The following is a 20,696-nucleotide window of genomic DNA, read 5'->3' as shown; positions in this document are numbered from 1 at the left end:
GGAGCCTTTGGCTTTGTCGAGGGAAATCGGATGTCCGAATTTTTTCTTCATTATTTCAATACGTTGAGTCATGGGCTCGTCGGCTACATTATCCCGTTCCTGTTCGTCCTGACGATCGTCGTGTTCTTTCACGAGCTCGGCCACTTCCTGGTTGCACGGTGGGCCGGCGTGAAGGTTCTGACCTTCTCGCTCGGCTTCGGGCCGGAGCTCGCCGGCTTCAATGACCGCCACGGCACGCGCTGGAAGATTTCCGCGATTCCGCTCGGCGGCTACGTCAAGTTCTTCGGCGACGACACCGAGGCGTCGACCCCCTCGACCGAGACGCTCGCCGCAATGACGGCCGAGGAGCGCGCCGGCAGCTTCCATCACAAGAGCGTCGGAAAGCGCGCCGCGATCGTCGCCGCCGGTCCGTTTGCCAACTTCATTCTGGCGATCGTGATCTTCACCTGCCTGTTTACCTTCTTCGGCAAGCCGAGCACCACCGCGCGGGTCGACAAGATCGAGGCCAGCAGCGCCGCCGCGGCGGCCGGGTTCCAGGTCGGTGACATCGTGGTCGCGATCGATGGCTCGAAGATCGGCAGCTTCTCGGACATGCAGCGGATCGTCAGCATCCACGCCGGCGATACGCTGAACTTCACGGTCAAGCGGGGCGATTCCACCGTCCAGCTCCGCGGCACCCCGGAACTGCGCGAGGTCAAGGACCCGTTCGGCAACGTCCACAAGCTCGGCGTGCTCGGCATCACCCGTGCGGCCTCGCCCGGCGACGCCGTCACCGAGAAGGTCGATCCCGCGACCGCCCTTTGGCTGGGGGTCAAGGAGACCTGGTTCGTAATCGACCGGACCCTGGCCTATATCGGCGGCGTCTTCACCGGCCGTGAGGCCGCCGACCAGGTTGGCGGGCCGCTGCGAATCGCCCAGATCTCGGGGCAGGTGGCGACCATCGGCGTAGGGGCATTGATTCACCTGGCTGCCGTACTGTCGATCTCGATCGGCCTCTTGAACCTGTTCCCGGTTCCATTGCTCGATGGCGGCCACCTTCTGTTCTATGCGGTGGAGGCCATCCGGGGACGTCCGCTTTCCGAGCGGGCGCAGGAGATGGGGTTCCGGATTGGACTCGGTTTGGTGCTGATGTTGATGGTATTTGCGACCTACAACGACATCCTGCATCTGGCCGCGTCCTGATGGTGGCTTTTTTGAGGCGTTGCCGATGGGCAACGTCTTGGAACGAATTGGAAATACGGCTCCGTACTAAGTTTGCCGCCGTGGCAAATTTGGTTACAAGCTGGGCTCAAGTTGGGAATCTGTCGGGCTGTTGGGGAATGGTCCGGCATCTGAAGGATAGGGCGCGTTGCGCATGATGTTGGGAATGCGAGTGAGGGGGGGCTTGTTCGCTGCCCTGGTCATGTTCGCCGTGCCGGTGGCTGCCACCTTGGCGGCCGTAGCTGTGTCTGCGCCTGCGGTCGCCCAGACCGTCAATTCGATCACAGTTGAGGGCAACCGGCGTGTTGAACTCGAGACCATCCGCTCCTATTTCCGGCCTGGGCCGGGCGGCCGGCTCAGCCAGGCCGATATCGACGACGGCCTGAAAGCGCTGATCGAGACCGGCCTGTTCCAGGACGTCCGCATCGACAATCGCGGCGGACGCATCGTCGTGGTCGTGGTCGAGAACCCGGTGATCGGCCGCATCGCCTTCGAGGGCAACAAGAAGATCAAGGACGAGCAGCTGACGGCTGAAATCCAGTCCAAGCCGCGCGGCACCTTTTCGCGCCCGATGGTGCAGTCGGATGCGCTGCGCATCGCCGAAATCTACCGCCGGTCGGGCCGCTACGACGTGCGGGTCAATCCGCAGATCATCGAGCAGCCGAATAACCGCGTCGACCTGGTGTTTGAGATCAATGAGGGCGTGAAGACCGGCGTCCGCTCGATCGAATTCATCGGCAACAACGCCTATTCGGCGTCTCGCCTGCGCGACGTCATCAAGACGCGGGAATCGAACCTGCTCAGCTTCCTCGGCGGCAACGACGTCTACGATCCCGATCGCGTCGAGGCCGACCGCGACCTGATCCGCCGCTTCTATCTCAAGAACGGTTATGCCGACGTCCAGGTGGTCGCCGCGTTGACCGAATACGATCCGGAAAAGAAGGGCTTCCTGGTCACCTTCAAGATCGAGGAAGGCCAGCAGTACCGCGTCGCCTCCGTCAATTTCACCTCGTCGATCTCGACGCTTGATCCGAACGCGCTGCGCTCGTGGTCGCGCGTCAATGTCGGCTCGCTCTACAACGCCGAGGCGCTGGAGAAGTCGGTCGAGGAGATGCAGATCGAGGCGTCGCGCCGCGGCTATGCCTTCGCCGTGGTGCGGCCGCGTGGCGACCGCAATTTCGAGAATCACACGGTGTCGATCACCTTCGCGATCGACGAGGGCCCGCGCACCTACATCGAGCGCATCAACGTCCGCGGCAACACCCGCACGCGCGACTACGTGATCCGCCGCGAATTCGATATCTCCGAGGGCGACGCCTACAACCGCGCGCTGGTCGATCGTGCCGAGCGCCGGTTGAAGAACCTCGACTTCTTCAAGTCGGTCAAGATCACCACCGAGCCGGGTTCTTCCAGCGATCGCGTCATCCTGATCGTCGATCTCGAGGAAAAGTCGACCGGCGACTTCTCGGTGTCGGGCGGCTATTCGACCACCGACGGTGCGCTGGCCGAAGTCTCGGTCTCCGAGCGTAACCTGCTCGGCCGCGGCCTGTTCGCCAAGGCGTCGGTGACCTACGGCCAGTATGCGCGCGGCTATTCGCTGTCGTTCGTCGAGCCCTATCTGCTCGACTACCGCGTCGCGCTCGGTCTCGACCTGTACCAGCGCCAGCAGCTGTCCAACAGCTACATCGCCTACGGCACCAAGACGCTGGGCTTCAGCCCGCGGCTCGGCTTCAGCCTGCGGGAAGATCTCTCGCTGCAGCTGCGCTACTCGATCTACCAGCAGGAAATCTCGCTGCCGTCGACGCTGAACAACTGCGACAACACACGCTTCCTCGCTGATGGTGTAACGCCCAATCCTGCGTTCAACCCGAGTCCCGCATTTGCAAATCTGAACGGGATTGATCTGACGTCGACCAATGGTCTCGGCTGCTTCTACGACGGCGAAGCATCTCTGCCGGTGCGCAAGGAGCTATATGGTGGCAAGACGCTGACTTCGGCGCTCGGCTACACGCTGAACTACAACACCCTCGACAACAACAAGAACCCGACCGACGGCCTCCTGGTCGACTTCCGTCAGGACTTCGCGGGTGTCGGCGGCGACGTCAGCTACATCAAGACCGCGATCGACGCGAAGTACTACACCCCGCTGGTGTCTGATATCGTCGGCGTGATCCGCGCCCAGGGCGGCATCCTGAACAAGCTGGGCAGCACCGAACTGCGCATGTTGGATCACTTCCAGATGGGCCCGAACCTGGTCCGCGGCTTCGCGCCGAACGGCATCGGCCCGCGCGACATCAATCCCTACAGCACGCAGGATGCGATCGGCGGCACCAAATACTGGGGCGTGTCGGCGGAACTGCAGATGCCGTTCTGGTTCATGCCGAAGGAAGTCGGCCTCAAGGGCGCGGTCTACGCGGACGCCGGCGGTCTGTATGACTACCAAGGGCCGACCTCGTGGGATAAGACAGGCGAAGTCAACGTGCCCGGCTGTATCAAGCCGACGCAGAACCCGCCGACCCCCGGCACGTGCCTTGGTCTGCAGTACAACGACAGCAAGGTCGTCCGCACCTCGGTCGGTGTCGGCCTGATCTGGCAGTCGCCGTTCGGCCCGCTGCGCTTCGACTATGCGATCCCGCTGACCAAGGGCCAGTTCGACCGCACACAAGAATTCAGGTTTGGCGGCGGTACTTCGTTCTAAGACCGTTTGTCTGCCGGACTGCGACGGATGGAATGGCGCAGCCGATCTTCTTCAAGAGTCCTCCTTCGTCGACGCTGGCTGACATCGCCGCGCTGACGAAGGCGCAACTGGTCGACCCCTCACGGGGGGCGCAGGAGATCAGGGGGCTGGCTTCGCTTGACGAGGCCGGTCCGATGCACCTCGCCTTCTTCGATAATCTCAAATACGCCGACGAGCTCGCCGCGACCAAGGCCGGCGCCTGTCTGGTGCATCAGCGTTTCGAGGCGCGCGTGCCCGAGGGCGTCGCCGTGCTGCGGACCGCCAAGCCGTTCCACGCCTTCGTGGCGATCGCCCGCGAGTGGCACGCCGATGCGCTGCGGCCGCAATCCTGGTTCAATACCGAAGGCATCGCGCCGTCGGCGATCATCGATCCGACCGCGCGGCTTGAGGACGGCGTCATCGTCGATCCGCTGGCCGTGATCGGGCCCCGGGTCGAGATCGGCGCGGGCACCATCGTCGGGGCCGGCGCCGTGATCGGGGCCGACGTCAAGATCGGCCGCGATTGCAATGTCGGCGCCAAGACCACCATCCAGTTCGCGCTGATCGGCAACAACGTCCTGATCCACCCGGGCTGCAATATCGGCCAGGACGGCTACGGCTTCATCTTCTTCGGGCCGTCGGGCCACGTGAAGGTGCCGCAGACCGGCCGCGTGCTGATCCAGAACAATGTCGAGGTCGGCGCGGGTTCCACCATTGACCGCGGCTCGCTGCGCGACACCGTGATCGGCGAGGGCACCAAAATCGACAATCAGGTCCAGATCGGCCACAATGTGACGATCGGCAGGCACTGCCTGCTGGCGGCCCAGATCGGGCTCGCGGGCAGCTTGACGATCGGCGACCATGTCGCGCTCGGCGCCAAGGTGGGCATCAACAATCACCTCACCATCGGCGACGGCGCGCAGGTCACCGCGATGAGCGCGGTCAAGGACGACATTCCACCCAATGGTCGTTGGGGCGGACATTTCGCCAAGCCGACCAAGCAGTGGTTCAGGGAAATCATCGCGGTGGAGCGCCTGGTGCGCGACAACGAAGCGAAGGGTAAGGAAGAGGAGTGATGGAGGAATCCCCGGTCAGGTTCGAGCTCGTGGATATCAACGATATCCTGAAGACGCTGCCGCACCGCTTTCCGATGCTGTTGATCGACCGGGTCATCAATATCCGCGCCGACTACAGCGGCATCGGCATCAAGAACGTCACCTTCAACGAGCCGCCGTTCCAGGGGCATTTCCCCGAGCGCCCGGTCTATCCCGGCGTGATGATGATCGAGGCGATGGCGCAGACCGCCGGCGTGATCGGCATCAAATCGGTCGAGGGCACCGAGAAGCCGCGCGCGGTGTATTTCCTCACCATCGACAAGTGCAAGTTCCGCAAGCCGGTGATGCCCGGCGACACCGTCGAGTACCACATGCGTTCGCTCGGCCGCCGCAAGACGATGTGGTGGTTTCACGGCGATGCCAAGGTCAACGGCCAGGTCGTCGCCGAAGCCGATGTCGGCGCGATGCTGACGGACTAACAGCTCATGAAGTTAGGTCGAGTCGGTTTGGCCGCTCGGCTTACCTCTTCCCGAAGGGGAGAGGTCGATTTGCGGAGCAAATCGGGTGAGGGAGCCGCAGCACCAACGAGAGTCCGTAATCCCCTCGCCCGGCGCTGCGCGCCGACCTCTCCCAAGGGAGAGGTGGACCTACGATGCCGCTCCAGCTCAACCCAAATCTAGGTAGGGCAGGCGTAGCGGCCGTCGGCGCCCGCGATTCGCAACACGCGGTTGACGAAGATGCCCATCGACGGCGCATTCATCAGCGCGTCGAAGGTCGCAAGCGGCACGCCGCAATAGTGCTGGTAGTTGCCCCTGACCGCGACCAGCAGCGCGCGCTGGGCGGCGTCGTAGCAGACGCGCTGGACCATCGTGCTGCGATTGATGTCACGGCACTCGAAGGTCGAAAGATCGATCCTGCCATGCCGTCCGAGGTCGACCGTCTCCGGGCCGACCGGGGCGGCGAGCAGACCGAGGAGCAGCGTGGCGGCACGGACCATGGATCGGCAGCGACCCCGTTCGTTGCAACAGGCGGTCATGATACGTCACTGGACAGGGCAGGCAAAGTCGCGCTAACGACCCGCCGAGCCGGCGCCGTAGCGCCTTGGCGCCGTTAACGAATTCCGGACCGCAACTTCATGAGCATGATCGATCCCACCGCGCGCATTGCCGATGGCGCCGTGATCGGGGCCGGCACCGAGATCGGTCCGTACTGCATCATCGGCCCCAATGTCGTGATCGGCGAGAACTGCAAGTTGACGGCGCATGTCACGGTCAGCGGCCACACCACCATGGGCGCCGGCTGCATCGTCTCGCCGTTCGCCGCGCTCGGCGGGCCGCCGCAGGATCTGAGCTATCGCGGCGAGCCGACCCGTCTCGAGATCGGCGAGGCCTGCACGATCCGCGAGGGCGTCACGATGAATATCGGCACCGTCAAGGGCGGCGGGCTGACCCGCGTCGGCAGCCGCGGCTTCTTCATGAACAACAGCCATGTCGGCCACGACTGCACGGTCGGCAACGACGTGATCTTCGCGACGTCGGCGACGCTCGGCGGCCACTGCGAGATCGGCGACTTCGTCTATATCGGCGGCCTGTCGGCGGTGCACCAGTTCACCCGCGTCGGCCCGCAGGTGATGATCGGCGGCGTCTGCGGCGTGCGCGGCGACATCATCCCGTTCGGCCTCGCCAACGGCCAGTATGCCGTGCTCGATGGCCTCAACATCATCGGCATGCGGCGCCGCCACTTCACCAAGCAGCGGCTGGCGGCGGTGCGCGCGTTTTACCAGAAGCTGTTCCACGGCCCCGGCATCTTCGCCGAACGGCTCGCGGCGGTGCAGCCGCTCGCCGGCGAGGATCCCGCGATCGCGGAGATCCTCGCCTTCATCGGCGGCGCCAAGCACCGCGCGCTCTGCCTTCCCGCCAACACCAACTGAGCCCTGGATGGCCGCCCCCATGACGTCAGCGGCTTCCTCGCTCTCTTCGCCGGTCGGCGTGATCGCCGGCGGCGGCGGCATGCCGTTCGCGGTGGCGGATTCGCTTGCCGCGCGCGGCATCACGCCGGTGCTGTTCGCGCTGCGCGGTGCCTGCGATCCCGCCCGCGTGCAGAAGTTTCGCCATCGCTGGATCTCGGTCGGCCAGCTCGGGCGGGCGACCCGGCTGTTCCGCGACGAGGGCTGCCGCGACCTGATCTTCATCGGCACTTTGGTGCGTCCGGCGCTCTCGGAAATCCGGCTCGACTGGGGCACGCTGCGCCTGCTCGGCCATGTCGTGCGCGCGTTCCGCGGCGGTGACGATCATCTGCTGTCCAGTGTCGGCCGCATCCTCGAGCAGCAGGGCTTTCGCATGGTCGGGATCAAGGACGTCGCGCCCGATCTGTTGATGCCGGAGGGCGCGATCACGCGTGCTGCTCCCGATGGCGATGCACTCGCCGACATCGCGCGCGGCCGCGGTGTGCTCGACGCGCTCGGCCCGTTCGACATCGGCCAGGCCGCCGTCGTGATCGACGGCCACGTGGTTGCCGTCGAGGACATCGAAGGCACCGACGGGCTGCTCGCGCGCGTGGCGCGGCTGCGCGCCGAAGGCCGCATTCGCGCCAAGGCCGGCCGCGGCGTGCTGGTGAAGGCGCCGAAGAGCCAGCAGGATCTGCGCTTCGATCTGCCGACCATCGGCCCGCGGACGGTCGAGGGCGCGGTCGGCGCCGGGATCGCGGGCATCGCCGTGATCGCCGGCAACACGCTCGCCGCCGAGCCGCAGGCCCTGATCGAGACCGCCGACGCCAAGGGTCTCTTCGTCATCGGACTGGCCGGCTGATGCCCGCGCGCATGCCCACTGCCGGCCGCAAGATCTTCCTCATCGCGACCGAGGAGTCCGGTGACCGGCTCGGCGCCGCCCTGATGAAGGTGCTGCGCCAGCGCCTCGGCGACGCCGTGCAGTTCGCCGGCGTCGGCGGCCGCGGCATGACCCGCGAGGGCATCAACTCGCTGTTTCCGATCGAGGAGCTCTCGATCATGGGGTTTGCCGCGGTCGTCAAGCAGCTGCCAAAGATCCTGCAACTGATCCGCCGCACCGCGGATGCGGTGCTCGATGATGCGCCAGACATGCTCGTCATCATCGACAGCCCCGATTTCACCCATCGCGTTGCGCGCCGCGTCCGCGCACGCAACCCGAACATCCCGATCGTCGACTACGTGTCGCCATCGGTCTGGGCGTGGCGGCCGGGCCGGGCGCGCGCGATGCGGCGCTATGTCGACCACGTGCTGGCGCTGCTGCCGTTCGAGCCGGAGGAATACCGCAAGCTGCGCGGCCCGCCATGCAGCTATGTCGGCCATCCCCTGGTCGAGCAATTGGCTTCGCTGCGGCCGAACGCCGAGGAGCAGAAGCGCAGGGATGCCGAGCCGCCGGTGCTGCTGGTGCTGCCGGGAAGCCGGCGCAGCGAGATCAGGCATCACCTGGCGCTGTTCGGCGCGGCGCTTGGCCAGCTCGACCGGCGCACGACGTTCGAGCTGGTGCTTCCGACCACGCCGCATCTCGAGAAGATGGTGCATGACGGCGTCGCCGGCTGGCCGGTGGTGCCGCGGATTGCGGTCGGCGAAATCGAGAAGCGCGCCGCGTTCCGGCTCGCCCGCGCGGCGCTGGCGAAGTCCGGCACCGTGACGCTGGAGCTCGCGCTGTCGGGGATTCCGATGGTGACGGCCTATCGGGTCGGCGCCGCGGAGGCGTTCATCCTGCGCCGCGCGATCCAGGTGTCGTCAGTGATCCTCGCCAATCTCGTGATCGGCGAGGAGGTGATCCCGGAGTTCCTGCAGGAGAACTGCACGCCGGAGAAGCTCGCGCAGGCGCTCGGCGACATCCTCGGCGATACGCCGGCGCGCCGGCGGCAGGTCGAGGCGTTCGCGACACTCGACGCCAGGATGTCGACCGGGAACCAGCCGCCGAGCGCGCGCGCGGCCGATATCGTGCTGGCAACCGTGGCGCAGCGGCCTCGCTAGTCTAAGGGCGTTCCGGCTGCCGAAGCTCGACGCACTCGCCACCGAGATCGCCCGCGGCAAACGAAAACGGCGCCCTCAGCAATGAGGGCGCCGCTCTTGATCAGATCACAGATGCGACTTACTTGCGCTTGTCGATCGCGACATAGTCGCGGCGCGCGACGCCGGTGTAGAGCTGGCGCGGACGGCCGATCTTCTGCTGCGGATCCTCGATCATCTCGCTCCACTGGCTGATCCAGCCGACGGTGCGGGCGACCGCGAACAGCACGGTGAACATCGAGACCGGCAGGCCCATCGCCTTCAGCGTGATGCCCGAATAGAAGTCGACATTCGGGTAGAGCTTGCGATCGATGAAGTAGGGGTCGTTGAGCGCGATCTTCTCGAGCTCGAGAGCGACCTTGAGCATCGGATCGTCGCCGTGTCCGGTCTCCTTGAGCACCGCGTGACACATCTTCTGCATGATCTTGGCGCGCGGGTCGTAGTTCTTGTAGACGCGGTGGCCGAAGCCCATCAGGCGGACTTCGCTGTTCTTGTCCTTCACCTTGGCGATGAAGTCCGGAATGTTTTCGACCTTGCCGATGCCATAGAGCATGTTGAGCGCGGCTTCGTTGGCGCCGCCATGCGCCGGGCCCCACAGGCAGGCGATGCCGGCCGCGATGCAGGCGAACGGGTTGGCGCCCGACGAGCCGGCGATGCGCACCGTCGAGGTCGAGGCGTTCTGCTCATGGTCGGCATGCAGGATCAGGATCTTGTCCAACGCGTCGGCAAGCACCGGGTTGATCTTGTAGTCCTCGCACGGCACCGCGAAGCACATGTTGAGGAAGTTCTCGGCAAATGACAGCGAGTTCTTCGGATACACGAAGGGCTGGCCGACCGTGTACTTGTAGGCCATCGCCGCCAGCGTCGGGATCTTCGCGATCATCCGGATCGAGGCGATCTCGCGCTGCTTCGCATCGTTGATGTCGGTGGAGTCGTGATAGAACGCGGCGAGCGCGCCGACCGCAGCCACCATGATAGCCATCGGATGGGCGTCGCGGCGGAAGCCCTGGAAGAAGCGGGCCATCTGCTCGTGCACCATGGTGTGGTGCGTGACGGTGTAGTCGAAGTCCTTCTTCTGCTGCGGGGTCGGAAGCTCCCCGTAGAGCAGCAGGTAGCAGGTCTCGAGGAAGTCGCCGTGCTCGGCGAGCTGCTCGATCGGATAGCCGCGGTATTCGAGGACACCGGCATCGCCGTCGATGTAGGTGATCTTGGACTGGCAGCTGCCGGTCGAGGTGAACCCGGGGTCGTAGGTGAACACCCCGGCCTGTCCGTAAAGCTTGCCGATGTCGATGACATCGGGCCCAACCGTGCCGCTCAGGATCGGGAAATCATAATTCTTGTTGCCGATGGTGAGTGTGGCTGTCTTGCTGGATTTTGCGTCCATCGTGAGATCCCCGATGAATTCGTTGCGAAAACCGACCTTGCCCAGTCGCTGATTTGCGGCCCGTGCGGGGGCGGAACGGCTTGTGGAGAAAGCGTCCGGGGATGGGTAGCTTATTGCAATGTGCGCTGCAAGATGGACCCTCGGAGGGGTCCATGCAGGATCATGCCGCCTGATCGGCGAGGCGGGCAAGGCACTCCTGGCGTCCCAGCACCGCCAGAACGTCGAATATGCCCGGCGACGTCGTCCGTCCGGTTAGCGCCACCCGCAGCGGCTGGGCGACCGCGCCGAGTTTCAGATTGTTCTGCTCGGCGAAATTCCGCATGGCGGTCTCGGTGGTCTCCGCGGTCCAGTCGGTCACGGCGTCGAGCGCGGTGCGCAGCCGGCCGATCAGGGCGCGCGCTTCCGGCGTCAGCAGCGCCGCAGCCTTCGGGTCGAGTTCGAGCGGGCGGTCGGCGAAGATGAAATAGGCGCCCGAGATCAGCTCGATCAGCGTCTTGGCGCGTTCCTTTAGATTCGGCATCGCGCGCAGCAATTGCGCACGCGTGGTGTCGTTGAGCTTGGCCTTCAGCGCCGCACCCTCGGGAATATAGTCCAGCACGCTCTCGAACTGGGTCACGAGGGATTGATCGTCGCTCTGGCGGATATAGTGACCGTTGAGGTTCTCCAGCTTGGCGAAATCGAACCGCGCCGCGGAGCGGCCGACGCCGGAGAGGTCGAACGCGTCGATCATCTCCTGGGTCGAAAAGATCTCCTGATCGCCGTGGCTCCAGCCGAGCCGGACCAGGTAGTTGCGCAGCGCCGCCGGCAGGTAGCCGAGCGCACGGTAGGCGTCGACGCCGAGCGCGCCGTGACGCTTCGACAACTTCGAGCCGTCCGGGCCGTGGATCAGCGGAATGTGGGACATGCTCGGCAGCTCCCACTCCAGCGCGTCGTAGATCTGCTTCTGGCGCGCCGCGTTGATCAGATGATCGTCGCCGCGGATGATGTGGGTGACGCCCATGTCGTGGTCGTCGACCACGACGGCGAGCATGTACGTCGGGGTGCCGTCGCCGCGCAGCAGGACGAGATCGTCGAGGTTCTCGTTCTGCCAGACCACGCGGCCCTGCACCTGATCCTCGATCACGGTCTCGCCGGTCTGCGGCGCCTTCAGGCGGATGGTCGGCTTGATGCCTGATGGCGCCGTCGCCGGATCGCGGTCGCGCCACATGCCGTCATAGAGGCGGGTGCGGCCCTCGGCGCGCGCCTTCTCGCGCATCGCCGAGAGCTCCTCCGGAGAGGCGTAGCAGTAATAGGCGCGCCCGGCGGCGAGCAGGCTCTCGGCGACCTCGCGGTGGCGGGCGGCGCGGCTGAACTGGTAGATCACCTCGCCGTCCCAATCGAGCTCGAGCCACCGCAAGCCGTCCAAGATGGCGTCGATCGCCTCCTTGGTGGAGCGCTCGCGGTCAGTGTCCTCGATCCGCAGCAGCATCTTGCCGCCGTGCTTCCGGGCGAACAGCCAGTTGAACAGCGCGGTGCGGCCACCGCCGATATGGAGGAAGCCGGTCGGCGAGGGGGCGAAGCGGGTGACGACGGAATTGGTCATGAGCAACAAGGCGTATGCGTGAACGGCGGTGGTGTATAGCAGGAACCGGACATAACTAAAGCCTTAGCTGGACGATTTGGCCGGCCGGCAGGCTTGGCCGGACCGCACGAATTTGGCAGAACGTCCACCTGACTCCTCCAGGGAACCCTTTGATGACGAACGACACGGCGACGGCAGAGGCAGGGCGCGACTTCATCCGCGACATCGTCCAGGCCGATCTCTCCTCCCACAAGCACAGCCGGATCGTGACGCGCTTCCCGCCGGAGCCGAACGGCTATCTGCATATCGGCCACGCCAAGTCGATTGCCCTGAACTTCGGCATTGCCCAGGAGTTCGGCGGCCAGTGCAATCTGCGCTTCGACGATACCAATCCGACCAAGGAGGAACAGGAATACATCGACTCGATCCAGGCCGACGTGCACTGGCTCGGCTATGACTGGGGCAACAACCTGTTCTATGCCTCCGACTATTTCGACCAGCTCTACGACTGGGCCGAGGGCCTGATCAAGGCCGGCTACGCCTATGTCGACGACCAGTCGCAGGAGGAGATCCGGCTCGCCCGCGGCACGCTGACCGAGCCGGGCAAGAACTCGCCGTTCCGCGACCGTTCGGTGGAGGAGAATCTCGACCTGTTCCGCCGCATGAAAGCCGGCGAGTTTCCGAACGGCGCCCGCGTGCTGCGCGCAAAGATCGACATGGCGTCCGGCAACATCAATCTGCGCGACCCCGTGCTGTACCGCATCCTACACGCGCATCATCCGCGCACCGGCGACGCCTGGTCGATCTATCCGAGCTACGACTATGCGCACGGCCAGTCGGACGCCATCGAAGGCATCACGCATTCGATCTGCACACTGGAGTTCGAGGATCACCGGCCGCTCTATGAGTGGCTGCTCGACAAGCTGCCGGTGCCCTCGAAGCCCCGCCAGTATGAGATGGCGCGGCTCAACCTGACCTACACGCTGCTGTCCAAGCGCGTGCTGACCCAGCTCGTGCGCGACGGCCATGTCTCGGGCTGGGACGATCCGCGGATGCCGACCATCGCCGGGCTGAAGCGGCGCGGCGTGCCGCCGGCCGCGGTGCGCGAGTTCATCAAGCGCATCGGCGTCGCCAAGGCCAACAGCGTGGTCGACGTCGGCATGCTCGAATTCTGCATCCGCGAAGAACTGAACCGCACCGCGCTGCGCCGCATGGCGGTGCTGCGGCCGCTCAAGGTGGTGATCGAGAACTATCCGGAAGGGCAGGTCGAGGAGCTCGAAGCGATCAACCATCCCGACAATCCGGAGGCCGGCACCCGCAAGATCGCGTTCGGCCGCGAGCTCTATATCGAGCAGGACGATTTCATGGAGAACCCGCCGAAGAAGTTCTTCCGCCTGTCGCCCGGCAACGAGGTGCGGCTGCGCTATGCCTACTTCGTCAAGTGCACCGGCGTGGTGAAGAACGATGCCGGCGAGATCGTCGAATTGCGCTGCACCTACGATCCCGCGACCAAGGGCGGCAACGCGCCCGATGGCCGCAAGGTCAAGGCGACGATGCACTGGCTGTCTGCTGGGCAGTCGAAGCCGGCGGAGATCCGCGTCTACAACCAGCTGTTCGCCAACCCGAGCCCGGACGCCGGCAATTTCGCCGCCGACCTCAATCCGCAGTCGCTCGAAGTGCTGACGGATGCGCGGGTCGAGCCGGCGATCGCCGAGAGCAATTCGCCCGATGCAATGCAGTTCGAGCGGCAGGGCTATTTCGTGCGCGATCCGGATTCGACGCCGGACAAGCTCGTGTTCAACCGCACCATCGGCCTGCGCGACACCTTCGCGAAGGAAGTGGGCGGCAAGGGTTAGGGCGTCCGATTCGGCCATCAACGGAGGCGATCAATGCCAAGCGAAGCCGACGATATCGCCTCCGCCGCCATCGCCAGATGGTCGGCCGGCTTCAGCAAGCTCGACGCCGACGTGCTCTCTGCGCTCTATTCGAAGAGCGCGTTCTTCTTCGGCTCGAACCCGACGCTCTATCGTGGCCGCGACGGCGTTCGATCTTATTTCAGCGGCCTGCCGCGGTGGCGCGCCCAGCGCGTGCAGTTCAGCGACGTCAGAACCGAACGGGTGAACCCCGACCTCGTCAACATGGCCGGCATCGCAACCTTCTTCCTCGACAGCGATGCGCCGTCGCTCGCCGTCAAGATCACCTGGGTGATCGTGCGCGAGGACGGCGACTGGAAGATCGCCTGCCACCATGTCTCCTCGCAGACGCCGCTGATCTAGCCGCACACCCTGGTAGTGTTGTTGCGCCGCAAGCTCTGGCGAGCGCACCACATTCACAGCCTCGGGTAGAGTGTTTCGGTTCCGTTCACCTGTCGGCTGTCTGAGCCATCCGCTAGTTTCGTCTCCCGGCAGGGATCGCAAGCGGAATGGCGGAGCAGGGCATTACCCCGGGCGGCAAACGCGGCTATGCGGGGACGTGGCCGCCGCGCGCGGCTGCGCCGGCCGGCGGCTATGTGCCGGCGCCCGCCAGCATCTGGCCGCCGATCATCGAGACGCTGCGGCAATGGGCGCGCGCGGAGGCGGGCGCCGGCCGGTTACTGCCTTGGGTGCCGGTCGCGTTCGGCACCGGCATCGGGTTCTATTTCGCGGCCGAGCATGAGCCGATGCTGTCGGTTGCGGGCACCGTCGCGATTGCGCTCTGCGTGGTCGCGCTGCTGCTGCGGCGGCACAGAATGTTCGCGGCCGTCGTGCTGCTGGCGGCGGCTGCTGCAGGCTTTGCCACCGCGACCTGGAAGACGGCGCGCATCGCGCACGGCGTGCTGGCTCGGCCGATGTTCTCGGTGTCGCTGACCGGCTTTGTCGAGACGCGCGACATCAGGGAGAAGACCGACCGCTTCGTGCTGCGCGTGGTCACGATGGAGAGCCCGCGCGATACGACAAAGCTGGAGCGCGTGCGGCTCTCGGTACGGAAGGGCACCGCGCCCGAGGTCGGCAGCTTCGTCGAATTGAAGGCGCGGCTGCTGCCGCCGCTCGGGCCGCAGCGGCCGGGCTCCTATGATTTCGGCCGCGACCTGTATTTCCAGGGCATCGGCGCCTCCGGCTTCGTGATGGGCGCGGTCAAGACCACCGAGCCGCCGGCGAGCGGCGGCTGGAAGCTGCGTTACGCTGCGACCATGCAGGGCCTGCGCGACGCTATCGATGCGCGGATCCGCACCGCGCTCGATGGCGACCAGCGCGCGATCGCGACCGCGCTGCTCACCGGACGGCGCGATGCGATCTCGCCGCCGGTCAACGATGCGATGTTCATCTCCGGGCTCGGCCATGTGCTGTCGATCTCCGGCTATCACATGGCGGTCGTCGCGGGCGTGGTGTTCTTTGCGGTGCGCGCGCTGCTTGCGCTGTTTCCGGCGCTGAGCGCGGGGCATCCGATCAAGAAATGGGCGGCCGGGGCCGCGCTGGTTGCCGCGGCGTTTTATCTGTTGCTGTCGGGCGCGGAGGTCGCGACGCAGCGATCCTTTTTCATGACGGCGGTGGTGCTGATCGCTGTCATGGTCGATCGCCGCGCGATCACGTTCCGGACGCTCGCGGTCGCCGCCCTGATCGTGCTCGCGATCGCGCCGGAGGCGCTGGTGCATCCGAGCTTCCAGATGTCGTTCGCGGCGACGCTGGGCCTGGTGGCGCTGGTGCAGATCGGGATGCCGAGCCTGCTCGCATCACCGGACCATTCGGTGACCGCGCGTGTCGCGCTGTGGGGCGGGCGCGAGCTCGCGGTGCTGGTGCTGGCCTCGCTGGTCGCGGGGCTCGCCACCACGCCCTATGCCGCGTTCCACTTCCACCGGGTGACGCCCTATGGGCTGCTCGCCAATCTCGCGGCGATGCCGGTGGTGTCGGCGATCGTGATGCCGGCGGGCCTGCTCGGGCTGGTCGCGATGCCGTTCGGGTTCGACGGCGTGTTCTGGGCGATCATGGGCATCGGCATCGACTGGATGATCGTGGTGACACAATGGGTCGCCGCGCTGCCCGGTGCGGTCGGCCGGATGGCGGCGTTCGGCAGCGGGCCGCTGATCGCGGCGAGCGCGGGGATCATCCTGCTAGGGCTGCTGCGCACGCCGCTGCGCTGGTCCGGCGTGGCCCTGCTCGTGGTGGCGCTGGTCTGGGCGGTGCGGGCGCCGCAACCGGACGTGCTGATCTCCGCCGACGGCCGCAACGTCGCGGTTCGCGGCGGCGACGGGCGGCTGCATCTGATGCACGGCGGCAAGGATGCGTTTCTGGTCAAGGAGTGGCTGGCGGCGGATGCCGATGCGCGGACGGCGGCCGATCCCTCGCTCGGGGTCGGCGTCTCCTGCGACGGCAGCGGCTGCGTGACCCAGGCGGCGGGCGGCGGCATCGTTGCGCTGGCGAGCCGGCCGGACGCGCTGGCCGACGATTGCGAGCGGGCGGTGCTGATCGTGACGGCGCGGCCGGCTCCCGAGGGCTGCGCGGCCTCGGTGATCGATGCCGAGCGGCTGCGGCGCCACGGCGCGCTGGCGCTGCGCCGCATCAGCGGCGGCGGCTTTGCGATCGACGCGGTCAAGCCCGGCGGCATCGACCGTCCCTGGTCGCCAGCGGTTCCTGGCGACGGCGAGAGCGAGACCGTCCTGCGGCCGCCCGCCGCCACGTCGCGGCCGGCGGTCGACGCGACGCCCGCCGAGGCCGACGTCCGGGCGGATGATTAACGCATGATCCGGAAAGGCGCGAAGCGGTTTTCCGAAAAGATCATGCTCAAACAAAGAGCTAAAGCGCGATGACGATTCAACCAAATCTCATCGCGCTTTAGTGTTTTTCGGGCGAAGGGCCGGCCGGCAGCTCGAACAGGCCGAGATGATACTCGTCCGTGTCGGGGTCGGCGTCGGGCTTCTTGACGAGGGTGAAGACGGCTTCGGGAAACTGCTGCCAGACCTTGAGGTCTTCCGCCGTCACCGTCAGCCAGCCGAACCGGAACAGATAGCGGCCCGGTTTCGTGACGCGTCCAGCCTTTTGCCATGTGACCTTGTCGACCACTGCGCAGCTTTCCGAGAGTGCACGCGCGCCGATGATGCGCCAACGCGGCGCTCCGTGCAACAAGGCGGGCCGGACGCAATTCCCCAAGCTGCGCCCCGGAACCCTCACGGTCCGGGGTCGCTTGAAATCGCTTTGGTCACCTGCCGCGCAATGACAACTCATCCCGCGGCGATGATGCGCTCAACCCAAAAACAGTGATGCGAACGCGGAGGGCCGCCGCTCCACGGCCTTGGGCTTCTGCTGTTCGACGGGCGGATGCAGCGCCGGCAGTTGCAGCACGGTGCAGCGCTGGCCTTCGACGAGCTGGGTCACCAGCACATGGGTGCCGTCGGGGAATTCGATTGCGTCGTGATGACGGTCGGGCACGTCGGGCTCGACTTCGTTGAACACGCCGACGCGGAAGCCGATCGTCTTGGTCCAGATCCAGCGGCTGTCGTAGCGGACGTTCTCGGCGAAGGCGAGCTCGGTGCCCGGCAGCATGCAGACCGCGACGTTGGGATCGTTCTCCGAAGCAAAACCGCGGGTCGACGTGCCGCGGAAAGTCGTGCTGATCAGCGTCTCTCCGACCACGGCGGGACGCGATTGCACCGCATGCAGGCTATAGTCACACATCGGATGGCTCCTCTGTCGAGGTAGCGACCCATGCCTCTCCTTGAGGCGCAGGCCTCTACCAGAGTGGACGATAGCGAACGAGTGTTTCCTCGTTTCTTGGCGATTGTACGACTGGCCGTGAAAGGCCTCAATCACAAACACGCTATGGCGCAGCGCGTTGGTGGTATTGGGGCGCATCCGGGTGAAGTCACGCGTCGCTATCCGTCAAAGCAACGGTCCGATGTGCAGCTCTGTTCCTTCCCGCGCTCAGTATTTGCGATAGAGCCCGATCAGCTTGCCTTGGATGCGCACGCGGTTCGGCGGCAGGATGCGCACTTCATAGGCAGCGTTGGCCGGCTCGAGTGCGATCGATGCACCGCGGCGGCGGAAGCGCTTCAGGGTAGCTTCCTCCTCGTCGATCAGCGCCACCACGATGTCGCCGGTATTGGCGGTGTCGTTGCGCTGGATCAGGGCCATGTCGCCATCGAGGATGCCGGCCTCGACCATGGAGTCGCCGCGCACTTCCAGCGCGTAATGCTCGCCGGAGCCGAGCATGTCCGGCGGCACGCTGATGGTGTGGCTGCGGGTCTGCAGCGCCTCGATCGGGGTACCGGCCGCGATGCGGCCCATCACGGGGACGGCGACCGGACGATTGCCGTCGTCCTCGGCGACCGGCGGTGTCGCGGCGCGTCGGCCGAGCGTGCCTTCGATGACGCTCGGCGTGAAGCCGCGGCGGCCGTTGCCGCCGCCGGCGGACAGTTCGGGCAGCTTGATCACCTCGATCGCGCGGGCGCGGTTGGGCAGGCGGCGGATGAAGCCACGCTCTTCCAGCGCGGTGATGAGCCGATGGATACCGGATTTCGAGCGCAGGTCGAGCGCATCCTTCATCTCGTCGAAAGAGGGGGGCACGCCGGCCTCTTTCAGACGTTCATTGATGAAACGCAGAAGTTCGTACTGTTTGCGCGTGAGCATCTCGAGTATTCCCCCGGTTTGATAGCGTCGTTCGATTCCGAGACCTCGGCAGACCCGATCCTCAGGAGCGCTGTGCTCGCGATGATCTCGGGTGGTCTCCCGATTATGGACACCAGTACTCGAAACAAATCATGAACGGACACTATATGTTCGATATGTGTTCCGCAACCACTTAATTTCAGGTGAACGCGAAGGGCAATGCTTCAATCACGGTGCCGGCGACGCCTTATTCCGGCACGATCAGAATCTCGCAACTGTCACCCTTGAGGGCGGCGGGCGCGAATGGCGGACGGATGAGAAGTGCCCGTGCCGCAGCGAGATTCGCGAGCAGCGAGCTGTCCTGTTTCGTTACGGGCGTCGCGATCAGTGCGCCGTCCTCGCGCTCCGCGAGATGCGCGCGCAGATAGTCCTCGCGCTGGTCGTTGGCGGCGAGATCGCGGCCGAGCAGCGCGCGCTCGCGGACGTGATGAATCGCCTTGCGGCCGCTCAGGGCCCGAATCAGCGGCACCAGGAACAGGTACGCGCAGACATAGGACGACACTGGATTGCCGGGCAGGCCGATCACCCGCATCGCGCCGAGACGGCCGTGCATCATCGGCTTGCCGGGCCGCATCGCGATCCGCCAGAACGCCATGTCGACGCCCTCGGCCTCCAGCGACTGCTTGACGAGGTCGTGGTCGCCGACCGAGGCGCCGCCGGTGGTGATCAGGATGTCGGCGCCGGCCTCCCTCGCGCGGCGAATGCCCGACGTGGTCGACGCCACCGTGTCGGCGGCGATTCCGAGATCGATGGTGTCGGCGCCCTCGGCGCGCGCCAGCGCCCGCAGCGCATAGCCGTTGGAGTAGACGATCCGGCCGGGGCCGGGTTCGGTGCCCGGCATCACCAGCTCGTCGCCGGTGGCGAGCACTGCGACCCTGGGACGGCGGTGCACGGCGAGTTCCGGATAGTTCATCGCGGCGGCGAGCGAGAGCGCGCGGTCGGAGAGGCGGCTGCCGCCGGTCAAGAGCACGTCGCCTTCGCGGAAGTCGACGCCGGCGGGCCGGATATGCCGCCCGGGCGCCGCCGCCTCGGTGATGGTGATGTGGCTGCCGTCGACCCTGGTGTCTTCCTGAATGATGACCGCATCGGCGCCGGCAGGGATCACGCCGCCGGTGAAGATGCGCACCGCTTCACCCGGACCGACGGTCCGCTCGAACGGTCGGCCGGCGGCGACTTCGCCGATCACCTTCAGCCGCGCCGATAGGTCCGACGCATCGATCGCGCGGACGGCGTAGCCGTCCATTGCCGACATCGCCTCGGGGGGCTGGGTGCGGCGCGCCGCGAGATCGCGCGCCAGCGTGCGGTGGTAGGCGGCATCGAGCGCGACCATCTCCTCAGGCAGCGGCTCTGCACCGGCGAGAACGGCTGACAGGGCATCGGCAACCGGCATCAGGGCCACGCTGAGACCTCCTCGATCAAAGAGCTCAAATTCCAGAAGCTGAAATTCCAAGCGCGGTCAGCGCCTTTGCCACGTCATCCATCGATGTCACGTGGACGGCATGAAGGCCGCGCGCCCGCGCACCTTCGATGTTGGCGGCCGAGTCGTCGAAGAACAGGATCCGCGACGCCGGCACACCGATCTCTCTTACCACATGATCGAAGGCCTCTGCGTCGGGTTTGCGGAATCCGATGGTCGAGGACAGGAAGACGGTGCGGAAGTGGCTCAGCACCTCGGCATATTCCCTGGAGAAATATGCGATGTGAGCCGGATTGGTGTTGGAGAAGGCGTAGAGCGGCAGCCGCTGGCCGGCGGCCGCAAGCATGGCCGCGATCCCCGGCATCTCGCCGGTGAAGATCGCGTTCCAGCCTTCGAGGAACTGGGCGTCGGTGAGGCCGACGCCGAGCGTGCCGCGCAGGTTGGCGAAGAACGCCGCATCGTCGATCCGGCCGATCTCGTGATGCTTGAAACTGTCGTCGACGATGAAGCGCCGGGCGAGGTCCGCCGGCGCGCAGCCGGCATGCGTAGCCCAATTCGCCATCACCTTGTCGAAGCTGATGTCGAGCACCACGCGGCCGATATCGAACAGCAGCACGTCGACGGAATTGGCGGACAGCGAGGAGGTCATTGCGGGACCGGTGTACGAAAATTGCGGGCAGGCGGCAATGGTTGCGATGGGACGG

General features: G+C 65.8%; 18 protein-coding genes. 10 read left to right on the top strand and 8 right to left on the bottom strand.

What is annotated here, in order from left to right:
• Nucleotides 1–30: 30 nt before the first annotated feature.
• From rseP to fabZ, 4 genes are all read left to right on the top strand, one after another.
• Nucleotides 31–1,182, top strand: coding sequence for an RIP metalloprotease RseP (gene rseP / locus J6500_RS01440; protein ID WP_225710883.1), 1,152 nt, complete (start codon nucleotides 31–33; stop codon nucleotides 1,180–1,182).
• Between the two features lie 172 nt (nucleotides 1,183–1,354).
• Complete coding sequence (gene bamA / locus J6500_RS01435) at nucleotides 1,355–3,898, top strand: outer membrane protein assembly factor BamA (RefSeq protein WP_225710882.1); 2,544 nt, start codon at nucleotides 1,355–1,357, stop codon at nucleotides 3,896–3,898.
• A gap of 32 nt (nucleotides 3,899–3,930) precedes the next feature.
• The gene (lpxD, locus tag J6500_RS01430; RefSeq protein ID WP_225710881.1) at nucleotides 3,931–4,992 is read left to right on the top strand and encodes a UDP-3-O-(3-hydroxymyristoyl)glucosamine N-acyltransferase; all 1,062 of its coding nucleotides are present in this window, start codon (nucleotides 3,931–3,933) and stop codon (nucleotides 4,990–4,992) included.
• Complete coding sequence (fabZ, locus tag J6500_RS01425) at nucleotides 4,992–5,450, top strand: 3-hydroxyacyl-ACP dehydratase FabZ (protein ID WP_225710880.1); 459 nt, start codon at nucleotides 4,992–4,994, stop codon at nucleotides 5,448–5,450. Before lpxD ends, fabZ begins: the two co-directional genes overlap by 1 nt.
• 197 nt (nucleotides 5,451–5,647) lie before the next feature.
• Here fabZ and J6500_RS01420 read toward each other — a convergent pair whose 3' ends face one another.
• Complete coding sequence (locus J6500_RS01420; RefSeq protein WP_225710879.1) at nucleotides 5,648–5,968, bottom strand: KTSC domain-containing protein; 321 nt, start codon at nucleotides 5,966–5,968, stop codon at nucleotides 5,648–5,650.
• A gap of 138 nt (nucleotides 5,969–6,106) precedes the next feature.
• Between J6500_RS01420 and lpxA the strand changes: the two genes are divergently transcribed.
• Genes lpxA through lpxB form a run of 3 tightly spaced genes read left to right on the top strand, consistent with a single transcriptional unit; the run spans nucleotide 6,107 to nucleotide 8,956 of the window.
• Nucleotides 6,107–6,901 carry an acyl-ACP--UDP-N-acetylglucosamine O-acyltransferase gene (lpxA, locus tag J6500_RS01415; RefSeq protein ID WP_225710878.1) on the top strand — a complete coding sequence of 265 codons (795 nt, stop codon included), beginning with the start codon at nucleotides 6,107–6,109 and terminating at the stop codon, nucleotides 6,899–6,901.
• Nucleotides 6,902–6,920: 19 nt separating this feature from the next.
• The gene (locus J6500_RS01410; RefSeq protein ID WP_225710877.1) at nucleotides 6,921–7,778 is read left to right on the top strand and encodes an LpxI family protein; all 858 of its coding nucleotides are present in this window, start codon (nucleotides 6,921–6,923) and stop codon (nucleotides 7,776–7,778) included.
• Between the two features lie 11 nt (nucleotides 7,779–7,789).
• Nucleotides 7,790–8,956, top strand: coding sequence for a lipid-A-disaccharide synthase (lpxB, locus tag J6500_RS01405; RefSeq protein WP_225710876.1), 1,167 nt, complete (start codon nucleotides 7,790–7,792; stop codon nucleotides 8,954–8,956).
• Nucleotides 8,957–9,074: 118 nt separating this feature from the next.
• Here the strand turns inward: lpxB and gltA are convergent, their stop codons facing one another.
• Nucleotides 9,075–10,376 (bottom strand): citrate synthase, encoded by a 1,302-nt coding sequence (gltA, locus tag J6500_RS01400; RefSeq protein WP_225710875.1) that lies wholly within the window; start codon nucleotides 10,374–10,376, stop codon nucleotides 9,075–9,077.
• A 160-nt stretch (nucleotides 10,377–10,536) separates the two neighbouring features.
• Entirely contained in the window at nucleotides 10,537–11,958 is a 1,422-nt protein-coding gene (gltX, locus tag J6500_RS01395) for a glutamate--tRNA ligase (protein WP_225710874.1), read from the bottom strand.
• A 152-nt stretch (nucleotides 11,959–12,110) separates the two neighbouring features.
• On the opposite strand from gltX, the gene J6500_RS01390 reads away from it, so the two are divergent.
• The 3 genes from J6500_RS01390 (at nucleotide 12,111) to J6500_RS01380 (ending at nucleotide 16,648) form a co-directional block, all read left to right on the top strand.
• Nucleotides 12,111–13,793, top strand: a complete 1,683-nt coding sequence (locus tag J6500_RS01390; protein ID WP_225710873.1) for a glutamine--tRNA ligase/YqeY domain fusion protein — start codon at nucleotides 12,111–12,113, stop codon at nucleotides 13,791–13,793.
• A gap of 33 nt (nucleotides 13,794–13,826) precedes the next feature.
• Nucleotides 13,827–14,213: a YybH family protein gene (locus J6500_RS01385; RefSeq protein WP_225710872.1), complete on the top strand. Its 387-nt coding sequence runs from the start codon at nucleotides 13,827–13,829 to the stop codon at nucleotides 14,211–14,213.
• A gap of 146 nt (nucleotides 14,214–14,359) precedes the next feature.
• Nucleotides 14,360–16,648 carry a ComEC/Rec2 family competence protein gene (locus tag J6500_RS01380; protein WP_225710871.1) on the top strand — a complete coding sequence of 763 codons (2,289 nt, stop codon included), beginning with the start codon at nucleotides 14,360–14,362 and terminating at the stop codon, nucleotides 16,646–16,648.
• Between the two features lie 97 nt (nucleotides 16,649–16,745).
• Here the strand turns inward: J6500_RS01380 and J6500_RS01375 are convergent, their stop codons facing one another.
• The 5 genes from J6500_RS01375 to J6500_RS01355 form a co-directional block, all read right to left on the bottom strand.
• Complete coding sequence (locus tag J6500_RS01375; protein WP_225710870.1) at nucleotides 16,746–16,973, bottom strand: hypothetical protein; 228 nt, start codon at nucleotides 16,971–16,973, stop codon at nucleotides 16,746–16,748.
• 180 nt (nucleotides 16,974–17,153) lie between these two features.
• Nucleotides 17,154–17,585, bottom strand: coding sequence for a hypothetical protein (locus J6500_RS01370; RefSeq protein ID WP_225710869.1), 432 nt, complete (start codon nucleotides 17,583–17,585; stop codon nucleotides 17,154–17,156).
• Nucleotides 17,586–17,831: 246 nt separating this feature from the next.
• Complete coding sequence (gene lexA, locus J6500_RS01365; protein ID WP_225710868.1) at nucleotides 17,832–18,536, bottom strand: transcriptional repressor LexA; 705 nt, start codon at nucleotides 18,534–18,536, stop codon at nucleotides 17,832–17,834.
• A gap of 226 nt (nucleotides 18,537–18,762) precedes the next feature.
• Nucleotides 18,763–19,974, bottom strand: a complete 1,212-nt coding sequence (locus J6500_RS01360; protein WP_225710867.1) for a molybdopterin molybdotransferase MoeA — start codon at nucleotides 19,972–19,974, stop codon at nucleotides 18,763–18,765.
• Nucleotides 19,975–19,999: 25 nt separating this feature from the next.
• A complete protein-coding gene (locus J6500_RS01355) occupies nucleotides 20,000–20,641 on the bottom strand; it encodes an HAD-IA family hydrolase (RefSeq protein WP_225710866.1) in 642 nt (213 codons plus the stop codon).
• Nucleotides 20,642–20,696: the final 55 nt, after the last annotated feature.

It is taken from the genome of Bradyrhizobium semiaridum (assembly GCF_020329505.1).
In the GTDB taxonomy this organism is placed as follows: Bacteria; Pseudomonadota; Alphaproteobacteria; order Rhizobiales; family Xanthobacteraceae; genus Bradyrhizobium; species Bradyrhizobium semiaridum.
Note: the sequence above shows the minus strand (reverse complement) of the source record. Positions and strands in the feature narration are given on the sequence as shown.

What these genes read in the sequence shown, in the direction of transcription:
- lpxD (WP_225710881.1), top strand. Translation starts at nt 3,931, where the DNA reads ATGGCGCAGCCGATCTTCTTCAAGAGTCCTCCTTCGTCGACGCTGGCT.
- gltA (WP_225710875.1), bottom strand. Translation starts at nt 10,376, where the DNA reads ATGGACGCAAAATCCAGCAAGACAGCCACACTCACCATCGGCAACAAG.
- gltX (WP_225710874.1), bottom strand. Translation starts at nt 11,958, where the DNA reads ATGACCAATTCCGTCGTCACCCGCTTCGCCCCCTCGCCGACCGGCTTC.
- J6500_RS01380 (WP_225710871.1), top strand. Translation starts at nt 14,360, where the DNA reads ATGGCGGAGCAGGGCATTACCCCGGGCGGCAAACGCGGCTATGCGGGG.
- J6500_RS01370 (WP_225710869.1), bottom strand. Translation starts at nt 17,585, where the DNA reads ATGTGTGACTATAGCCTGCATGCGGTGCAATCGCGTCCCGCCGTGGTC.
- J6500_RS01410 (WP_225710877.1), top strand. Translation starts at nt 6,921, where the DNA reads ATGACGTCAGCGGCTTCCTCGCTCTCTTCGCCGGTCGGCGTGATCGCC.
- lpxB (WP_225710876.1), top strand. Translation starts at nt 7,790, where the DNA reads ATGCCCACTGCCGGCCGCAAGATCTTCCTCATCGCGACCGAGGAGTCC.
- lpxA (WP_225710878.1), top strand. Translation starts at nt 6,107, where the DNA reads ATGAGCATGATCGATCCCACCGCGCGCATTGCCGATGGCGCCGTGATC.
- fabZ (WP_225710880.1), top strand. Translation starts at nt 4,992, where the DNA reads ATGGAGGAATCCCCGGTCAGGTTCGAGCTCGTGGATATCAACGATATC.
- lexA (WP_225710868.1), bottom strand. Translation starts at nt 18,536, where the DNA reads ATGCTCACGCGCAAACAGTACGAACTTCTGCGTTTCATCAATGAACGT.
- bamA (WP_225710882.1), top strand. Translation starts at nt 1,355, where the DNA reads ATGATGTTGGGAATGCGAGTGAGGGGGGGCTTGTTCGCTGCCCTGGTC.
- rseP (WP_225710883.1), top strand. Translation starts at nt 31, where the DNA reads ATGTCCGAATTTTTTCTTCATTATTTCAATACGTTGAGTCATGGGCTC.
- J6500_RS01355 (WP_225710866.1), bottom strand. Translation starts at nt 20,641, where the DNA reads ATGACCTCCTCGCTGTCCGCCAATTCCGTCGACGTGCTGCTGTTCGAT.
- J6500_RS01385 (WP_225710872.1), top strand. Translation starts at nt 13,827, where the DNA reads ATGCCAAGCGAAGCCGACGATATCGCCTCCGCCGCCATCGCCAGATGG.
- J6500_RS01390 (WP_225710873.1), top strand. Translation starts at nt 12,111, where the DNA reads ATGACGAACGACACGGCGACGGCAGAGGCAGGGCGCGACTTCATCCGC.
- J6500_RS01420 (WP_225710879.1), bottom strand. Translation starts at nt 5,968, where the DNA reads ATGGTCCGTGCCGCCACGCTGCTCCTCGGTCTGCTCGCCGCCCCGGTC.